This is a genomic window from Bradyrhizobium sp. CCGB12 (genome assembly GCF_024199845.1).
In the GTDB taxonomy this organism is placed as follows: Bacteria; Pseudomonadota; Alphaproteobacteria; order Rhizobiales; family Xanthobacteraceae; genus Bradyrhizobium.
The window spans coordinates 1902132-1919129 of sequence record NZ_JANADO010000001.1 but is presented as its reverse complement, the minus strand read 5'-3'; the positions used below and the strand labels follow the sequence as shown (position 1 = coordinate 1919129).

14 protein-coding genes are annotated in these 16998 nt (G+C 63.0%); 2 read left to right on the top strand and 12 right to left on the bottom strand.

Going from position 1 to position 16998, the window contains the following annotated elements; genetic code table 11:
* Positions 1 to 88: 88 nt before the first annotated feature.
* The 12 genes from rpoB to NLM27_RS09050 all read right to left on the bottom strand — a co-directional run bounded on the left by rpoB (position 89) and on the right by NLM27_RS09050 (position 14146).
* Positions 89 to 4207, bottom strand: coding sequence for a DNA-directed RNA polymerase subunit beta (gene rpoB, locus NLM27_RS09105; protein WP_254143017.1), 4119 nt, complete (start codon positions 4205 to 4207; stop codon positions 89 to 91).
* 486 nt (positions 4208 to 4693) lie between these two features.
* On the bottom strand, positions 4694 to 5071 hold the full coding sequence (gene rplL, locus NLM27_RS09100) for a 50S ribosomal protein L7/L12 (protein ID WP_254143016.1): 378 nt from the start codon (positions 5069 to 5071) through the stop codon (positions 4694 to 4696).
* 54 nt (positions 5072 to 5125) lie between these two features.
* Positions 5126 to 5644: a 50S ribosomal protein L10 gene (gene rplJ / locus NLM27_RS09095; RefSeq protein ID WP_140976519.1), complete on the bottom strand. Its 519-nt coding sequence runs from the start codon at positions 5642 to 5644 to the stop codon at positions 5126 to 5128.
* 1034 nt (positions 5645 to 6678) lie between these two features.
* Positions 6679 to 7686, bottom strand: a complete 1008-nt coding sequence (locus tag NLM27_RS09090) for a hypothetical protein (protein WP_254143015.1) — start codon at positions 7684 to 7686, stop codon at positions 6679 to 6681.
* Between the two features lie 91 nt (positions 7687 to 7777).
* Positions 7778 to 8731 carry a 2-hydroxyacid dehydrogenase gene (locus NLM27_RS09085; protein ID WP_254143014.1) on the bottom strand — a complete coding sequence of 318 codons (954 nt, stop codon included), beginning with the start codon at positions 8729 to 8731 and terminating at the stop codon, positions 7778 to 7780.
* 90 nt (positions 8732 to 8821) lie between these two features.
* On the bottom strand, positions 8822 to 9514 hold the full coding sequence (rplA, locus tag NLM27_RS09080) for a 50S ribosomal protein L1 (protein ID WP_014494487.1): 693 nt from the start codon (positions 9512 to 9514) through the stop codon (positions 8822 to 8824).
* A gap of 6 nt (positions 9515 to 9520) precedes the next feature.
* Positions 9521 to 9949 (bottom strand): 50S ribosomal protein L11, encoded by a 429-nt coding sequence (gene rplK, locus NLM27_RS09075; protein ID WP_006611824.1) that lies wholly within the window; start codon positions 9947 to 9949, stop codon positions 9521 to 9523.
* Between the two features lie 133 nt (positions 9950 to 10082).
* Positions 10083 to 10637 carry a transcription termination/antitermination protein NusG gene (gene nusG / locus NLM27_RS09070; RefSeq protein ID WP_007602985.1) on the bottom strand — a complete coding sequence of 185 codons (555 nt, stop codon included), beginning with the start codon at positions 10635 to 10637 and terminating at the stop codon, positions 10083 to 10085.
* Positions 10637 to 10828: a preprotein translocase subunit SecE gene (secE, locus tag NLM27_RS09065; RefSeq protein ID WP_007611620.1), complete on the bottom strand. Its 192-nt coding sequence runs from the start codon at positions 10826 to 10828 to the stop codon at positions 10637 to 10639. The genes nusG and secE overlap by 1 nt, the downstream gene beginning before the upstream one ends.
* A gap of 341 nt (positions 10829 to 11169) precedes the next feature.
* Entirely contained in the window at positions 11170 to 12438 is a 1269-nt protein-coding gene (locus NLM27_RS09060; RefSeq protein WP_256569947.1) for a class I SAM-dependent methyltransferase, read from the bottom strand.
* A gap of 82 nt (positions 12439 to 12520) precedes the next feature.
* Positions 12521 to 13546, bottom strand: a complete 1026-nt coding sequence (locus NLM27_RS09055) for a lysylphosphatidylglycerol synthase transmembrane domain-containing protein (protein ID WP_254143012.1) — start codon at positions 13544 to 13546, stop codon at positions 12521 to 12523.
* A 12-nt stretch (positions 13547 to 13558) separates the two neighbouring features.
* Positions 13559 to 14146 carry an SIS domain-containing protein gene (locus NLM27_RS09050; protein ID WP_254143011.1) on the bottom strand — a complete coding sequence of 196 codons (588 nt, stop codon included), beginning with the start codon at positions 14144 to 14146 and terminating at the stop codon, positions 13559 to 13561.
* A gap of 163 nt (positions 14147 to 14309) precedes the next feature.
* On the opposite strand from NLM27_RS09050, the gene NLM27_RS09045 reads away from it, so the two are divergent.
* Together NLM27_RS09045 and NLM27_RS09040 are read left to right on the top strand one after the other, a co-directional pair.
* On the top strand, positions 14310 to 15338 hold the full coding sequence (locus tag NLM27_RS09045; RefSeq protein ID WP_254143010.1) for an SDR family oxidoreductase: 1029 nt from the start codon (positions 14310 to 14312) through the stop codon (positions 15336 to 15338).
* An 84-nt stretch (positions 15339 to 15422) separates the two neighbouring features.
* Positions 15423 to 16988 (top strand): PfkB family carbohydrate kinase, encoded by a 1566-nt coding sequence (locus NLM27_RS09040; protein ID WP_254143009.1) that lies wholly within the window; start codon positions 15423 to 15425, stop codon positions 16986 to 16988.
* Positions 16989 to 16998: the final 10 nt, after the last annotated feature.

The following is a 16998-nucleotide window of genomic DNA, read 5'->3' as shown; positions in this document are numbered from 1 at the left end:
GAAAATCACTCGAGCGGGGCGCCCTGCCCTCAAGGCCTCAGGCGGGGCGCCGATGCCCGGCCGCGAGGGCCGGGCATGAAAGGTCGAATTACTCGGCCGCTTCCGACGTCGGCGCCGGTCCCACCTTGGAGTTGTGCAGGTCGACGTTGAGGCCGAGCGAGCGCATTTCCTTGACCAGCACGTTGAAGGATTCCGGAATACCGGCCTCGAACGTGTCGTCGCCGCGCACGATCGCCTCGTACACCTTGGTACGGCCGGCGACGTCGTCCGACTTCACCGTCAGCATCTCCTGGAGCGTGTACGCCGCGCCGTAAGCCTCGAGCGCCCACACCTCCATTTCGCCGAAGCGCTGGCCGCCGAACTGCGCCTTGCCGCCCAGCGGCTGCTGGGTGACGAGAGAGTACGGACCGATCGAACGCGCATGAATCTTGTCGTCGACGAGATGGTGCAGCTTGAGCATGTAGATATAGCCCACCGTCACCTTGCGATCGAACGGATCGCCGGTGCGGCCGTCATAGACGGTCGACTGCCCCGAAGCGTCGAGACCGGCGAGCTTCAGCATCTCCTCGATGTCGGCTTCCTTGGCGCCGTCGAACACCGGCGTCGCGATCGGCACGCCGCGGCTCAAGTTATGGCCGAGTTCGATCAGCTCGTTGTCGTTGAGCGTCTTGATCGTCTCGTCCTCGCCGTAGACCTTCTTCAAGGTTTCCTTCAGCGGCTTGATGTCCTGCTTCGACAGGTACGCATCGACCGTCTGGCCGATACGCTTGCCGAGGCCGGCGCAGGCCCAGCCGAGATGGGTCTCGAGGATCTGTCCGACGTTCATGCGCGAGGGCACGCCGAGCGGATTGAGCACGATGTCGGCGTGCGTGCCGTCTTCGAGGAACGGCATGTCCTCGATCGGCACGATCTTCGACACCACGCCCTTGTTGCCGTGGCGGCCGGCCATCTTGTCGCCGGGCTGGATCTTGCGCTTCACCGCGACGAAGACCTTGACCATCTTCATCACGCCGGGCGGCAGTTCGTCGCCGCGCTGAAGCTTCTCGACCTTGTCGAGGAAGCGCTGTTCCAGCCCCTTCTTCGACTCGTCGTATTGCTTCCGCATGGCCTCGATCTCGGCCATCAGCTTGTCGTTCGGCGAGGCGAACAGCCACCACTGCGACTTAGGGTACTCCTCGAGCACCGCACGGGTGATCTTGGTGTCCTTCTTGAAGCCCTTCGGACCGGCAATGCCCTGCCGTCCCTCGAGCAACTCGGCAAGTCGGTTGTAGACGTTGCGGTCGAGGATCGCCTGCTCGTCGTCGCGGTCCTTGGCCAGACGCTCGATCTCTTCCCGCTCGATCGCCAGCGCACGCTCGTCCTTGTCGACGCCGTGACGGTTGAACACGCGCACTTCCACGATGGTGCCCTGCACGCCCGGAGGAACGCGCAGCGAGGTGTCGCGAACGTCGGAGGCCTTCTCGCCGAAGATGGCGCGCAGCAGCTTTTCTTCCGGCGTCATCGGGCTTTCGCCCTTCGGCGTGATCTTGCCGACCAGGATGTCGCCGGCGCGCACTTCCGCGCCGATGTAGACGATACCGGCTTCGTCGAGGTTCTTCAGCGCTTCTTCCGAGACGTTCGGAATGTCGCGGGTGATTTCCTCAGGTCCGAGCTTGGTGTCGCGGGCCATCACCTCGAATTCTTCGATATGAATTGAGGTAAACACGTCTTCCTTCACGATCCGCTCGGAGAGCAGGATCGAGTCTTCGAAGTTGTAGCCGTTCCACGGCATGAACGCGACGAGCACGTTCCGGCCGAGCGCGAGCTCGCCGAGATCGGTCGACGGACCGTCGGCGATGATGTCGCCCTTCTTGACGATGTCGCCGACCTTCACCAGCGGACGCTGGTTGATGCAGGTCGACTGGTTGGAGCGCTGGTACTTCATCAGGCGGTAGATATCGACGCCCGACTTGGTCGGATCGAGATCTTCCGTGGCGCGGATGACGACGCGGGTGGCGTCGATCTGGTCGATCACGCCCGAACGGCGCGCCGCGATCGCGGCGCCCGAGTCACGCGCAACCACACCTTCCATGCCGGTGCCAACGAACGGCGCCTCGGCGCGAACCAGCGGCACCGCCTGGCGCTGCATGTTCGAGCCCATCAGCGCGCGGTTGGCGTCGTCGTTCTCGAGGAACGGGATCAGCGCCGCGGCCACCGACACGAGCTGCTTCGGCGACACGTCCATGTAGTCGACCTTGTCAGGCGTCACCGGCAAGACTTCGCCGGCGTGACGGCAGACCACGAGGTCTTCGGTGAAGCGCCCCTTCGGGTCGAGCGGCACGTTGGCCTGCGCGACCGTGTAACGGCCCTCCTCCATCGCCGAGAGGTACACGACCTCGTCGGTGACGCGGCCGTCTTTCACCTTACGATAAGGCGTCTCGACGAAGCCGTACTTGTTCACGCGCGCGAAGGTCGCGAGCGAGTTGATCAGGCCGATGTTCGGACCTTCCGGCGTCTCGATCGGGCAGATGCGGCCGTAATGCGTCGGGTGCACGTCGCGCACCTCGAAGCCGGCGCGCTCGCGGGTCAGACCGCCCGGTCCGAGCGCCGAGAGGCGGCGCTTGTGGGTGATCTCCGACAGCGGGTTGGTCTGGTCCATGAACTGCGAGAGCTGCGAGGACCCGAAGAACTCGCGCACGGCGGCAGCCGCCGGCTTGGCGTTGATCAGATCCTGCGGCATGACCGTGTCGATGTCGACCGAGGACATGCGCTCCTTGATCGCGCGCTCCATGCGCAGCAGGCCAATGCGGTACTGGTTCTCCATGAGCTCGCCGACCGAGCGCACACGGCGGTTGCCGAGATGGTCGATGTCGTCGATCTCGCCCTTGCCGTCGCGCAGGTCCACCAGCGTCTTGATGACGGAGAGGATATCTTCCTTGCGCAGCGTGCGCTGGGTGTCGGGCGCATCGAGGTCGAGGCGCATGTTCATCTTGACGCGGCCGACCGCGGAGAGGTCGTAGCGCTCGGCGTCGAAGAACAGCGACTGGAACATGGCCTGCGCCGATTCCAGCGTCGGCGGCTCGCCCGGACGCATCACGCGATAGATGTCGAACAGCGCGTCCTCGCGCGTCATGTTCTTGTCGGCCGACAGCGTGTTGCGGATATAGGCGCCGACATTGACGTGGTCGATGTCGAGCAGCGGCAGCTCCTTGTAGCCGTGCTCGTTGAGCGCCTTCATCAGCTTGTCGGTGATTTCCTCACCGGCCTCGGCATGGATCTCGCCGGTCTTCGGGTTGACGAGGTCCTCGGCGACGTAATTGCCGACCAGTTCCTCATCGGCCATGCGCAGCGCTTTCAGCCCCTTCTCCTGGAGCTGACGGGCAGCGCGGACGGTGAGCTTCTTGCCGGCCTCGAGCACGACCTTGCCGGTGTCGGCGTCGATCAGGTCGTTGATGGTCGAATAGCCGCGGAAACGGTTGGCGTCGAAAGGAACGCGCCAGCCTTCCTTGGTCCGCTTGTAGAGAATCTTCTTGTAGAACGTGGACAGGATCGCCTCGCCGTCGAGCCCGAGCGCGAACATCAGCGACGTCACCGGAATCTTGCGGCGACGGTCGATACGCGCATAGACGATGTCCTTGGCGTCGAACTCGATGTCGAGCCAGGAGCCGCGATACGGGATCACGCGGGCGGCGAACAGCAGCTTGCCCGAGGAATGGGTCTTGCCCTTGTCGTGGTCGAAGAACACGCCGGGCGAGCGGTGCATCTGGGAGACGATGACGCGTTCGGTGCCGTTGACGATGAAGGTGCCGTTCATCGTCATGAGCGGGATGTCGCCCATGTAGACGTCCTGCTCCTTGATGTCCTTCACCGACTTCGCGCCGGTTTCCTCGTCGATATCGAACACGATGAGGCGCAGCGTCACCTTGAGGGGAGCCGCGAAGGTCATGCCGCGCTGGCGGCACTCGTCGACATCGTATTTCGGCTGCTCGAACTCGTAGCGGACGAATTCCAGCATCGAGGTGCCCGAGAAGTCGGAAATCGGAAACACCGAGCGGAACACCGCCTGCAGACCCTCGTCGAGACGGCCGCCATGGGGTTCGTCGACCATCAGGAACTGGTCATAGGACGCCTTCTGAACCTCGATGAGGTTCGGCATCTCGGCAACTTCCTTGATGTGTCCGAAGAACTTGCGAACGCGTTTGCGACCGGTGAATGTCTGCTGCGCCATCGTGGCCTCTCATTTCGTCGCCCGCTCTGGGCGCGCCGTCCGGAACGCGGCTGCCGCCGCTCCCCGGGTTGAATTTTTTTCGAACCCGCCTTGGGGGTCGGAAGCTCAGTTTCAGGGTGGGAATGTCCTGAATCTGTTCTTCAGACCTTCAAAACGCAAAACGACGCGCGGGGCGCAGAAGCGCGCCCGCCCGTCACAACGATCGTCTTCACGGACTGCAAAAGCCCGAAATAGCCTGCTCTCCCAACGGCTTACAGGGAAATCCGGCATCCCTGCCCACCGCGCTTTCGTGCTGCCGACCCGATATGGGGCGACAATAGTGGAGATTCGAGGGGTAAACCCTCAAATCCCCACACTTTTTCGTGTTCGGCCTGCGTCGGGACGTTCCGTCGCACGCCTTTTGCATCTAGTCCACCCCGTGATGAGGAGCGGACCAAGATCCCGGGCCGCGCTGACGCCGCCCGGAACCTGGCCAGTAAGCTTTGCTTACTTGAGCTCGACCTTGGCGCCAGCCTTCTCGACCTGCGCCTTGATCTTCTCGGCTTCTTCCTTGTTCACGCCTTCCTTCAGCGGCTTCGGAGCACCCTCGACGAGGTCCTTTGCTTCCTTCAGGCCGAGACCGGTGATGGCGCGGACTTCCTTGATGACCTCGATCTTCTTCTCGCCGGCGCTGGCGAGAACGACCGTGAACTCGGTCTTCTCTTCCGCCGGAGCGGCAGCAGCGCCACCACCAGCCGGGCCGGCCACGGCGACAGCCGCGGCAGCCGAAACGCCCCACTTCTCTTCGAGGAGCTTCGCGAGTTCGGCAGCTTCGAGCACGGTGAGGCTCGAGAGGTCGTCAACGATCTTCTGCAAGTCAGCCATTGTTCAGTTTCCTTGAGTGTAAGTCTGGTTCGGGTTTGAGTTTTGCGAAGGGCGTCAGGCCGCTTCGCCCTTTGAGGCATGAGCCTGGATCACGCGCGCGAGCTTGCCCGCGGGCGCGTTGGCGAGCTGGGCCAGCTTGGTCGCCGGGGCCACGATGAGGCCGACGATCTTGCCGCGCAGTTCGTCAAGCGACGGCAGCGAGGCAAGCGCCTTCACGCCGTCGACATTCAGGACGGTCTTGCCCATCGAGCCGCCGATGATGACGAACTTTTCGTTCGCCTTGGCGAATTCGATGGCGACCTTCGGCGCCGCTACCGGATCGTTGGAAGTCGCGATCACGGTCGGCCCCTTCAGCATGGGGCCGATGGCAACGACGTCAGTGCCTTCAAGAGCAATTTTGGCGAGACGGTTCTTCGAGACCTTCACCGAGGCGCCAGCCTGCTTCATCTGCATACGCAGCTTCTGCATCTGGGCGACGGTGAGGCCGGAATATTGAGCAACGACCGCGACGCTCGTGGTCTTGAAGACCCCGTTGAGCTGTTCGACCGCTTCCTTTTTTGCCGCTCGTTCCACAGCAAGCTCTTTCCGGTTGGCGGTCATCGCGAGAAGCGGGACCGCCGGGTTGCACCCATCGCCCCACCCAAAACCTGAACCTCGGGGCCAAAACCCCCAGGACACGCGCCGGGCGAGACGACAATTCAAAGCCTGCCCTCCGGGAGCCCATGAGGCCCACGGCGTGTCGAGGTCCGAACCAGACCCGTTTCGTAAAGCCAGCCCTTGAAGCTGGATACGAAGTGAAATCCGGTCTTCACCCGTCTATGCAGGCCATGCGATTAAGCCGTTGAGAAATCGAAATTTCCGCGGGCGCCTGCAGTCTTGGACAGGACAAGGCCAGCCGGCGAACCGCCTGACCCCTGCCCGCACCCCACCAACCGATGAATTTTCCTTCCTTTTCGGGCAAATCCTTGCGGACGTCCTGAAAAGGAATGAACTCCTGCGTGTCGGGTTTTCGGAATGCGTGCACGAACGCGCCCGCCGAGGCCGGCGCGTCCGGAAGCGGTTCTTTAACCGCTCTCTGCCGGCTTGCCAAGAGCAAAATTCACACCAGTTCCAATCCGTTGCCGGCCGGGCTTGAACCCGCGCAAAGGGTGCGTTCCGGCAGAAGGGTTAGCGAAGCCTTTTCGCCCGACAGCGCATCGGAATGCACGCATTACGGATTGGACAAGGCTTCTCATCTACAGGTTGAGCCAACCTTCTTCTGGGGAACAGGTTCGACAGCAATGATCCGGCACGTCGCCACTCTTCTTCTCGGTCTCGTTGCGCTTGCAGGCATCTATGTGTTGTTGCTGAACTTACCGCATTTGATGGGCGGATGGTTCGGACTTTTGGGCGTCTTAGTTCTGGCCCTCATGCCCGGATACCTGAATTTCCCTTGGCTCGTTGCAATCAGCGGGATGGCGATATTCGGGATCTATCGGAAACTTCCGGGTCTAACCGTCGCACCGCTCCTGTTCTTTGCAGCATGGTACTGCGCTTCCGTCTGGAACCGGCACGAGTTCGCCAGGGAGGTGGATCAGTCACTCTTCAGCCGTCCGGTGCCGGCCGAGCTACGCAGCATGCGGACGCTCACCATCGTGGGTCCGGGGGAGCCGTGCTGCGGAAGCACCACGCTCCTCGTTGACCACGCCATCGACAGCTTCGTCCATGCTCAGACCGATAAACAGGGCCGCGTTGGTGCAATTCATGCGACACAGCTTGCAGCGGCCAAGGATTGCGATGCCGACGAGTTGCTCCGCTCCAGCCAGTTGCGCAGCTCTGGACGCACCGATCAGTGCCTGAAGACCACAACTCTGGCTGCCGTTCCGGACGGCCTCGTGATCCGCACCCAGCCCGCGGAGCCGCTTCTCGGCGACGGCTGCTGCAACACCGGCACTATCAGCGTCCGACAGGATGGCGAAGAACGCGTTGCGGCGACGTGGCGCTACGGCCGGCAATCCGTTCTGAGTTATCTGCCGTTTCTTGGCAACAACCCTCACCCAACGCCGCTCTGGACGTACGCCTCGGTCGGGCCACGTCAGTCGATTCAAGTGGGGGGACCCGCGTTCTCGGGCGAGGATCTCGCCGCCGCCGCCTATGGAATTGACTGGAAGGCGCCACTGAAATTCGTCGAAACGAGCAACGTCGAGCTCTCCCAGCGCGCACAGCAGCTGGCCCTCACGAAAAATCCGTTCGGCGCGCTCGATATCGCCCTTCAGGTTCAAGGCAGCGGGTACGTTGATGACGAGATCATCGGAGTCGCGGCGCGATTCGTCCAATGCTGCGATGATCAGAAGCTCTACAAATTCTGGTCGCGGCTCAACCGCGACGACAAGCGCAAGTTCGTCGAAGACATCATTGCGCTCATCAGCAATCCGATCGTCGACGGCAGCGACCACACCCAGGCGCGATTCCAGATTCGAATGCACCGTGAAGAGCTTACGGCCTACATGCCACAGGCCGAGGCAATCTTTGCCACCCGGCGGGATCTTCAGATATGGCAATACGAAATGGCATTGCGTCTCGCGCACGACGATCAGCTGCGACTTGGGTCCGGGAGCTATCTCTCCGAACAGCAACAGCGTTTCCGCTTGGTCCAGGACGATGCGAGCGACGCGTTCACGCGACGCGCAATCGCATTCAAGCGAGTCTATTTTTTCCGCACGGCCGCTAGGCGGCTTTCACCCAATAGGGCAGCGGCCTGCCCTCGAAAAACGCGGTCAGGTTCGCCAGGACACAGCCTTGCATGGCGACGTGCGAGTCCAGCGTGTGGCCGCCGATATGCGGCGCGAACACCACATTGGGGAGCGCGGTCAGCGCGTCCGGCGCGTGCGGTTCCTTCTCGAAAACGTCAAGGCCGGCGCCGGCGATGGTCTTGTCGGTCAAGGCCACGACCATGGCCTTCTCGTCGATCACCGAGCCGCGAGAGATGTTGACGACATAGCCATCCGCACCGAGGCGCTTGAGGATGTCGGCGTTGATGACGTGCTGGGTGTCGGCCCCGGCCCGGACCGCGATCATCAGCACGCTGCACCAGTCGGCCAGCGCCTCCAGCGACGGGAAATATTGGTAGGGCAGATCGTACTTGGTGCGGCTGAAATAGCCGACCTCGCTCTCGAAGGCGGCGCAGCGCGCGGCGATCTTTCGGCCGATCTCGCCCATCCCATAGACGCCGATGCGACGGCCGGGCATGCCGGCCTGCGGGCGCATCATCGGCGAGGGTTTTGACGCGGCCCAGTCGCCGCTGCGGACGTACTGGTCGGCGACCAGGATCCGCCGCGTCGTCGCCAGCATCAGGGTCATCGCGATATCGGCGACCGAAGCCGCATTGGCGCCCGGGCTGTGACCGACCGCGATGTTGCGCGCGGCGGCCGCCTTGAGGTCGACGCCGTCATAACCGGTGCCGTAGCAGACGATGGCGCCGAGTTTGGGAAACAGGTCCATCGCCTCCGCCCCGAGCGGCGTGCCGCCCGCCGTCAGCACCGCGCGGATGCCGGCGAGCTCTTCGGCCGGCAACACCTCGCGTGCCGGCTTGCCGCCGGTGTCGAGCAGTTCGAACCGCTCGGCGAAGCGCGCCATCATCGTCTTGGGAAAGCGCGAATAGATCAGGACCTTGTCAGCCATTGTTCTTGTTTCCGGTGAGAGCCTTCACAAACGACGAGGGGCGGAATCGGTTGCCCAATTCCGCCCCTCGCCTCATGCAATTTCCAAATCTTAGCCGAGAATGGTGCCCGGCTCGACCTTCACGCCGGGGCCCATCGTCGAGGACACCGCAACGCGCTGGATGTAGGTGCCCTTGGAACCGGCCGGCTTCGCCTTCGAGACAGCATCGGCCAGAGCCTTGATGTTCTCGACCAGCTTCTCCTCGGAGAACGAGGCCTTGCCGACGCCGGCCTGGAGGATGCCGGCCTTCTCGACACGGAACTCGACCGAGCCGCCCTTGGCGCCCTTCACCGCACCGGTGACGTCCATGGTCACGGTGCCGATCTTCGGGTTCGGCATCAGGCCGCGCGGGCCGAGCACCTTACCCAACCGGCCGACCAGCGGCATCATGTCGGGGGTGGCGATGCAGCGGTCGAAATCGATCGAGCCGTTCTGCACCTTCTCGACCAAGTCCTCGGCCCCGACGACGTCAGCACCCGCAGCCTTGGCTTCATCAGCCTTGGCGCCGCGGGCGAACACGCCGACGCGGAGCGTACGGCCGGTGCCGTTCGGCAGGGTCACGACGCCGCGGACCATCTGGTCGGCGTGACGCGGATCGACGCCGAGATTGATCGCGACCTCGATGGTCTCGTCGAACTTCGCTTTCGCGCGTTCCTTGACCATCTTGATGGCGTCCGCGAGCGGATAAAGCTTTTCGCGGTCAACACCTTCGCGGGCTTTGTTCAAACGCTTTCCAATTGCCATGACCGCTTACCCCGCAACTTCCAGACCCATCGAGCGGGCGGAGCCCTCGACCATCTTCATGGCCGACTCGATGGAATCGCAATTCAGATCCTTCATCTTCTTCTCGGCGATCTCGCGCACCTGCGCCTTGGTCACCTTGCCGGCCTTGTCACGGCCCGGCGCCTTCGAGCCGGACTGGATCTTGGCAGCCTGCTTGAGGAAGAAGGACATCGGGGGTGTCTTCATCTCGAACGTGAACGAACGATCGGCGTAGATCGTGATCACGACGGGAATCGGGGTGTTCTTCTCTTCCTTCTGGGTCTGGGCGTTGAACGCCTTGCAGAACTCCATGATGTTGAGACCGCGCTGACCGAGCGCGGGACCGATCGGGGGCGAAGGATTCGCCGCACCGGCCGGGACCTGAAGCTTCAGGTATCCGGTCACTTTCTTTGCCATGTATCACTCCTGTTGTGCCGGCATGTCGCCGGCGGTTTCAGGTTCGTGGTCGGGAACCCGAGCGGCTGGCAACCGCCCTCGTCCTCCCACGGCCTCTTGTCGCGCAAGGCCTGAAGCCTCACGCCTCGTCCGGTCAGACCTTTTCGACCTGACCGAATTCCAATTCGACCGGCGTGGCGCGGCCGAAGATCGACACCGCGACCTTCACGCGCGAGCGAGCCTCGTCGATTTCCTCGACGACACCCGAGAACGAGGCGAACGGGCCGTCGGCCACGCGCACGTTCTCGCCGATCTCGAACGAGACCGACGCCTTCGGCCGTTCCACGCCCTCCTGCACCTGGTGCAGGATGCGCATGGCCTCGGCCTCCGAGATCGGCATCGGCTTGTTTTCCGCGCCGAGGAAGCCGGTCACCTTCGGCGTGTTCTTGATCAGATGGAACGCCTCGTCGGTCAGCTTCATCTTCACCAGCACATAGCCCGGGAAGAATTTGCGCTCGGCGTCGATCTTGCGGCCGCGGCGCACCTCCGTGACCTTCTCGGTCGGAACCAGTACCAGCTCAAACAGCTCCTCGAGCCCGCGCTGCTTGGCCTGCTCGCGGATCGATTCGGCGACCTTCTTCTCGAAGTTCGAATAGGCGTGGACGATGTACCAGCGCTTGTCAGACAATTGAGCCGTTGCTGTTGCCATCAGTGAATGCCCAGAAGGAAAGTGATGAGATAGCGGATGATCTGGTCGGCGGCGAAGAAGAAGATCGAGGCCACGGCGACCATGACGAACACCATGATGGTGGTGATCGTGGTCTCACGACGGGTCGGCCAGGTGACCTTGGCGGTCTCCGAGCGCACTTCCTGCAAGAACTTGAACGGGCTGACTGCCATCGTTTGATGTCCAACGTCCGTCGCAAGACGGCTACTGATTTCAAAGGGATCCGAACAGCCGCCTTTGGCCCAGCCCTCGTCTGAAGGATGAGCCGGAAACCGGGCTCGATTGTTCGGGGATTTCAAAGCCGCGCCGGAAATCCGCGTCTAACGGGCCGGCTGCGAGTGCCGGGTAGATACTGCGGATGGGGCCAAAGGTCAAGATACAGGGGCGTCGCACAGGGAAGCCGGCGTCCTCGGCGACGTTTCATACCCCAAGGAGGATCAAGGGCTTATCCACCCGCTCCCTCGGAGGCGAGATCTAGCCTCCGCCCGGGACCTCCCCGACGGACCCTCGCGGCTCAGTCGGCCCGGTCGACCATGGAAATACCCGGCAACGGCACCGCGAATTTTCCGCCCTCGGCGAAATAACGGGCATGCTTGGACCGGATCGGGTCGACGTAACGCCAGGCGAAGACGACGACGAACGCCGGTTTGCGCTCATACAGGGCCGCAGGCGGCAGGATCGGGATGTCGTACCCCGGTCCGGCCATCACATTCCCCTTCTTGGGGTCGTCGTCCACAAGGAAGTCGATCTTGTTCTCAAGGCCGAACTGCGGCAGCAGCGTCGTGGTGCCGACCGAGACGCCGTAACCGGCGACCAGCTGACCGCGCGCATGGGCGGCATCGGCCATCGCGACCAGTTCGTCACGGATGGCGGCGATCCTCTTTACATAGGGCGCATAATAGGCCGGCTGATCGACGCCGAGCCGGTCCTCCTCGGCGATGAACCGCGCGACCTCTGCCGACGGCTTCTTGGCACCGCCGGCGCGCTGGACCGTCACACGGATCGAGCCGCCCTTGGTCCAGATGTGCTGGACGTCGATCACTTCCATGCCGAGACGGGCGAAGAAGCGGGTCAGCGGCTTGATGTTAAAATAGGACAGATGCTCGTGATAGACGGTGTCGAGCAGGTTCTTCTCGGTGACGTCGACGCCGTATTGCGTTTCGAAGACGAACAATCCATCCGGCGCGAGCACGTCGCGAACCCCGATCACCAGCGGATCGAGATTGTCGACATTGGCGATCATGTTGTTGGCGATCACGACGCTCGCCGCACCGTGGCTCTGCAGGATGCGGTGCCCGATGGCATCGGTGAAGAAATCGCCGATGGTCTCGATCCCAGCTTCCGTCGCACACCGCGCAATGTCGACGGCGGGATCGACGCCCAACACCCGCATGCCGCGCTCTTTGAAGAAGCCGAGCAACGACCCGTCGTTGCTGCCGAGCTCGACGACCAGCGAGCCCGGCGCGACACCGAAGCGGCTGACGACGTCGTTGGCATAGCCCGCGAAATGCTCCCGCAGGCCGAGCGAGAGCGAGGTGGTGTAGACGTAGTTGCGGTACTGGATCTCCGGATTGCCAACATGGAGAATCTGGAGGTGGCCGCAGTCCCTGCACAGATGCAGCGCCATCGGCACCGCAGCCCGGAAGACCGGATCGTCGACGCTGGCGTCCGGCACCTGGAAGTTCGGCGTGCCAATGGGCATGCCTGCCATCGGGACGACGAGTTCCTGCTTGTCCGAGTGACAGAGGCGGCAGGTATGGCGGACGTAGAACAGGTTTTTCATCATGGAACCGGAAAATGAGATATGCGAGCGAGTGAGGCAATCTCACCCCGTGAAGACCAGATCGGCAATGGGCTGAAGCGGGTCATGGGTGGCTCGAGACCTCCTTGCCCTGCCCCAGCGCGAAGCTGGACGCCTCCTCCTCCGCCGCCTTGGCGGCCTTGTCCGCCGAATACGCGCCGCGCTCCTGACTCGCCAGCCAGATCACGCCGCCGACGAGCCCGATGATCACGCTGATGGCGCCCAGCAGGAGCGAAACCGACAGCGCCTCTTCGGAAGGCACGCCCGCCAGGCCGAGGCAAGCGACCATCGCCCCTTCGCGAACGCCCCAGCCGCTGATCGAGATCGGAACGGCCGTCAACAGCACCACCGGCGGAATCAGGATGCCCGCGTCCAGCACGGAAAGCTGCGCTCCGACGCCACGCGCCAAGGCGTAGCAGGCCGCCGCCGTCACGAGATGGATGAGGAGCGCCGATCCGAACAGCAAACCACGGCGCTCGGATTGCAGGAGAAGAAACCTGACCAGCGTTCCGAACCGAACGAAGCTTGCAATCGCGGGAATCGCAGTGAGGCGCTTCGGCAGACGGTCGAGCGTCAACAGGACCACGGTGCCGGCGACGCCCGCCAGCGTCAGTCCGCCGATAGCCAGGAGCGCGGCCTGATTGGACACGCGCGAGAGCAGGAACGGCAATCCGGCCACCATCAACGCGATCAGACCGATCAGCGCCGTGAAACGGTCTGCCGCAACGCCCTTGACCGCCTCCGGCCATTGCACGCCGCGCTGCCGCAGCAGCCACATCCTCACCGCATCGCCACCGACTGACGACGGCAGCACCTGATTGAACCAAAGGCTGATCATGAGGATCCGCCAACCAGCAAGCCAGTCCAGCGACACGCCGAGCGCGCGCATGATCAGCTCCCACCGGCCGTTGAGCACGAAGGTCTGAAAGAAAATCAGCGCCAGGGCGAGGACGAACAGGAGTGGATCGACGGAGACGAGATGATTGCGCAACTGGCCCAGGTCGAGACCGCGCGCGATGTAGACCAGCACCGCGACCGACAGCAGCAGCTTCACCGAAAACAGGGCCGCCTGCTTGAACCGCGACTGCATCGGGCGCCTGCCTCAGGATGCCGGATATTCCGCGCGACCGATGACGAGGTCGATCGCGGCCATCATCCAGAACTGGTGCGTGGTCTCGACAATATTGTAGCTGCGGCTGTCCACCCAGAAATTGACGTCGCCGAGATTGCGCAGGGGATTGTCCGCGTTCATGCCCGACAACGTGATCACGTCGAGCTTCATCGTCCGCGCTTGCGCAACCGCATTGAGGATGTTCTTCGAGCGCCCCGACGAGCTGATCGCGACGAGACAGTCGCCAGCGCGGGCGCTCAGCCGCACGGCGTGCGCGATCCAGTCCTCGAACCCGTAGTCGTTGGCAAGGCACGACATCATGCTTGCATCGCTGAAGCAGAGCGCAGGTACGGACGCATTCTTCGCCAGATCGATCGCCAGATGCGAGGCGATGCCGGCGGAACCGCCATTGCCGATGAAGATGACGCGACCGCCCTGCTCACGCGTGCGCAACCAAGTCGCGCGCGTGGCGGAGATCCTGGCAAAAACAGCGTCGTCGACCGCGGTCGCGCGATGCAGGCGCCCCATATAATCGGCGAGGAAAGCCTTGTGATCGGGATCGACGGACTCGGCAGGCATGGGCTGGTGGCTCGACTGCAACATGACGGCCCTGATACCGGCTATTACCAGGGATTGCAAAGGTATACTGCTTGCAAAAGCCGCGAGCGGCTGGTAGTCGGCTTTTCGGGTTTCACTCGACATTGGCGACGCCCGCAGGGCATTCGCACTACGGATGTTCCCTATGAAGTGCATCGTTACTGGCGGCGCCGGTTTCATCGGCAGTCACCTCGTCGATCGCCTCCTCGATGATGGCCACGAGGTGATCGCACTCGACAATTTCGTCATCGGACGTCCCGAAAATCTTGCGTCGCGCGCCAAATCGGACCGGCTCAAGATCGTGCGGGCCGACGTCACAGAGCCCGACTCGATCAAACCGTATTTCCACGGTATCGACTGGGTCTTCCATCTCGCGGCCCTGGCCGACATCGTTCCCTCGATCGAATCCCCGATCCCGTATCACCGCGCCAACGTCGACGGCACGGTCAACGTTCTCGAGGCTGCGCGGCACGCGGGCGTCAGCCGCTTCGTCTATGCGGCGTCGTCGTCCTGCTATGGCATTCCCGACGTCTATCCGACGCCGGAGAGCGCCGAGATACGGCCGATGTATCCTTACGCTCTCACGAAGAATCTCGGCGAGCAGTGCATCATGCACTGGTGCCAGGTCTACAAGCTTCCGGCCGTGGCGCTGCGCCTGTTCAACGTGTACGGGCCGCGCCATCGCACCACGGGCACATACGGCGCCGTGTTCGGCGTGTTCATGGCGCAGAAGCTCGCCGGCAAGCCATTCACCGTGGTCGGCGACGGCGAGCAGACGCGCGACTTCACCTTCGTCAGCGACGTCGCCGATGCCTTCGTGACCGCCGCACGTTCCGACGTCTCGCACGAGATATTCAACGTCGGCTCGGACAACACCTACAGTGTCAATCGGCTGGTCGAGCTTCTCGGCGGCGACAAGGTCCACATTCCCAAGCGTCCCGGCGAGCCGGATTGCACCTACGCCGACATCACCAAAATCAAGCGGATCTTGAAATGGACGCCGAAGGTGAAATTCGAGGACGGCGTCGCGACGATGCTGAAGTCGATGGACCAGTACAGGGACGCGCCCCTATGGACTGTGGACAAGATCGCCGACGCCACCAAGGACTGGTTCAGATATCTCGGTGATGGCAGCGATGCGGCATCCGGCACGCCGCAGAAGGCAGGGCGTTGAGCAGACTCGTTCGACCTCAGCGTCCCTTCCACCAACCGACCATTTCCGGGCCGGCCAGGCCGACCCGCCCTTTGGATAATTCACATGGGTAATGCTTCGACTGACAAGCAGGCCGTCCATCCGGCACCGCATCAGAAGATCAAGACGATCGAGGAACTCGGCGAGATCGCGCGGGCGGCGCAGGCCGAAGGCCGAACCGTTGCGCTCTGCCACGGCGTGTTCGATCTCGTGCATCTTGGCCACGTCCGCCACATCCTGGCGGCGCGCAACGAGGCAGACGTGGTCATCGTGACCGTCACCGCCGACCGCTTCGTCAACAAGGGCCCGGGCCGGCCGATCTTTCCGGAGAGCATGCGCGCCGAGATGCTGGCCGCGCTCGGCACCGTCGACTGGGTCGGCATCAACCTGACATCGAGCGCCGAGCCGATCCTCGATACCGTGCGCCCCGACATCTACGTGAAGGGGTCGGACTACGAAAACCCCGAGGATGATGTCACCGGCAAGATCACCACCGAGCGCGATGCCGTCGAACGCCATGGCGGCCGCATCGTCTTCACGCGCGACGTGACCTTCAGTTCGTCGTCGCTGATGAACCGGTACTTCGACATCTACGATCCGCCTCTGCGCGACTACCTCCAGAAGGTCCGCGAAGGCGGTGGCGCCGAACGCCTGCTGAAGCTGATCGACAAGATCCAGGACATGCACGTCGTGCTGGTCGGCGACACCATCATCGACGAGTACCAGTACGTCACGGCGCTCGGAAAGGCTTCGAAGGAAAACATCGTCGCCACCCTGTTCAAGAATGGCGAGCAGTTTGCCGGCGGCGTCATTGCCGCGGCCAATCACGTGGCGAGCTTCTGCAAATCGGTCGAGATCGTCACGACGCTGGGTGGCAAGGATTACCCTGAAGAGTTCATCCGCGCGCATGTCCGCCCGAATGTCACGCTCACGCCGATCCGCATTCAGGGCCGCCCGACCACCCGCAAATTGCGGTACGTCGAGTTGGGCTATCTGCACAAGCTTTTCGAAGTCTACACCATGGACGACACGCCGCTCGACGAGACCGAGCGCAAGGAGATCGACCGTGTCACCGCCGAGCGCGTGCGCGGCGCCGACGTGGTCATCGTCACCGATTTCGGTCACGGCATGATCGCGTCCAGCACGATCGACACGCTGATCGCCAACTCCAAGTTCCTGGCGGTCAACGCCCAGAGCAATAGCGGAAACCACGGCTACAATCTGATCACGAAGTATCCGCGCGCCGACTACGTCTGCATCGACGCGCCGGAAGCACGCTTGGCGGCCACCGACAAGTTCAACGACATCGCGTCGGTGATCCAGAACGGCCTGCATGCCAAGATCGATTGCGACAACATGATCATCACCCACGGCTCCTTCGGCTGCTACCCCTTCTCGTCGAAGACCGGCGTCGCGCGCGTACCCGCTTTCACCAAGACCGTGGTCGACACGGTCGGCGCCGGCGATGCCTTCCTGACGATTACGGCACCGCTGGTGGCAGCCGGCGGCAATATCGAGGACGTCGCCTTCATCGGCAATGCGGCAGGCGCAATCAAGGTCGGCATCGTCGGCCACCGCAGCTCGGTCGAAAAGGCGCCGCTGGTCAAATTCGTCACCGCGTTGTTGAAGTGACGCGAACGGG

Coding starts and splice junctions, on each gene's coding strand:
- rpoB (WP_254143017.1), bottom strand. CDS start 4,207: ATGGCGCAGCAGACATTCACCGGTCGCAAACGCGTTCGCAAGTTCTTC.
- rplL (WP_254143016.1), bottom strand. CDS start 5,071: ATGGCTGACTTGCAGAAGATCGTTGACGACCTCTCGAGCCTCACCGTG.
- NLM27_RS09085 (WP_254143014.1), bottom strand. CDS start 8,731: ATGGCTGACAAGGTCCTGATCTATTCGCGCTTTCCCAAGACGATGATG.
- rplA (WP_014494487.1), bottom strand. CDS start 9,514: ATGGCAATTGGAAAGCGTTTGAACAAAGCCCGCGAAGGTGTTGACCGC.
- rplK (WP_006611824.1), bottom strand. CDS start 9,949: ATGGCAAAGAAAGTGACCGGATACCTGAAGCTTCAGGTCCCGGCCGGT.
- nusG (WP_007602985.1), bottom strand. CDS start 10,637: ATGGCAACAGCAACGGCTCAATTGTCTGACAAGCGCTGGTACATCGTC.
- secE (WP_007611620.1), bottom strand. CDS start 10,828: ATGGCAGTCAGCCCGTTCAAGTTCTTGCAGGAAGTGCGCTCGGAGACC.
- NLM27_RS09060 (WP_256569947.1), bottom strand. CDS start 12,438: ATGAAAAACCTGTTCTACGTCCGCCATACCTGCCGCCTCTGTCACTCG.
- NLM27_RS09055 (WP_254143012.1), bottom strand. CDS start 13,546: ATGCAGTCGCGGTTCAAGCAGGCGGCCCTGTTTTCGGTGAAGCTGCTG.
- NLM27_RS09050 (WP_254143011.1), bottom strand. CDS start 14,146: ATGCCTGCCGAGTCCGTCGATCCCGATCACAAGGCTTTCCTCGCCGAT.
- NLM27_RS09045 (WP_254143010.1), top strand. CDS start 14,310: ATGAAGTGCATCGTTACTGGCGGCGCCGGTTTCATCGGCAGTCACCTC.
- NLM27_RS09040 (WP_254143009.1), top strand. CDS start 15,423: ATGGGTAATGCTTCGACTGACAAGCAGGCCGTCCATCCGGCACCGCAT.